The sequence below is a fragment of the Promicromonospora kroppenstedtii DSM 19349 genome (assembly GCF_000515355.1).
GTDB lineage: Bacteria > Actinomycetota > Actinomycetes > Actinomycetales > Cellulomonadaceae > Promicromonospora > Promicromonospora kroppenstedtii.
The window spans coordinates 6,192-6,709 of sequence record NZ_KI911629.1 but is presented as its reverse complement, the minus strand read 5'-3'; the positions used below and the strand labels follow the sequence as shown (position 1 = coordinate 6,709).

Genomic DNA, 518 nt, shown 5'->3' with positions numbered 1-518 from the left:
CACGGGACGACGACGGGGTCGCCCAGAGCCCGGGCCGCCCCTCACCATCGAGGCCCGACTTTTCTTCACTTTGCGTCATCGCAAAGCGAAGAAAAGTCGGCCCTCGAAGGTGACGTCCAGGGCGAACTGCCGAAAGGGACGCCCATCGAGCCCAGCGGCCCTGTTGACCCCGGCAAGCCCGGCAAGCCCGGCGAACCCATCGAGCCCGGCGACCTGTTGACCCCGGACGCCCCAGGACGACCCTGTCGAAGGGTCAGCGCGCCTTGACGATCGGGATCGAGCCCGTCTCCGTGAACTCGCGCATACGCTTGCCGACCGTGGACCGGCTGACGCCGACCTCCTCCGCGATCTCCCGGTAGGTCCGCCCCTTGGTCCGCAGGTCGATCATCCGCTCCGCGTCCCGCGTGCCGAGCTGGGTGTTCCGGCGCGGCGTACGACGGCGCGGGATCGCGTCCCGGACGTTCGCCGTCGCCTGCGCCGCGGCCTCGGCCGGCTTCGCGGCCGGCCCCTCCGCGGCC

General features: G+C 71.6%; 1 protein-coding gene. It reads right to left on the bottom strand.

What is annotated here, in order from left to right:
* Positions 1–253: 253 nt before the first annotated feature.
* Positions 254–518 (bottom strand): helix-turn-helix domain-containing protein (locus PROKR_RS06065; protein ID WP_036960697.1); only part of this gene is annotated, 265 nt, incomplete at its 5' end.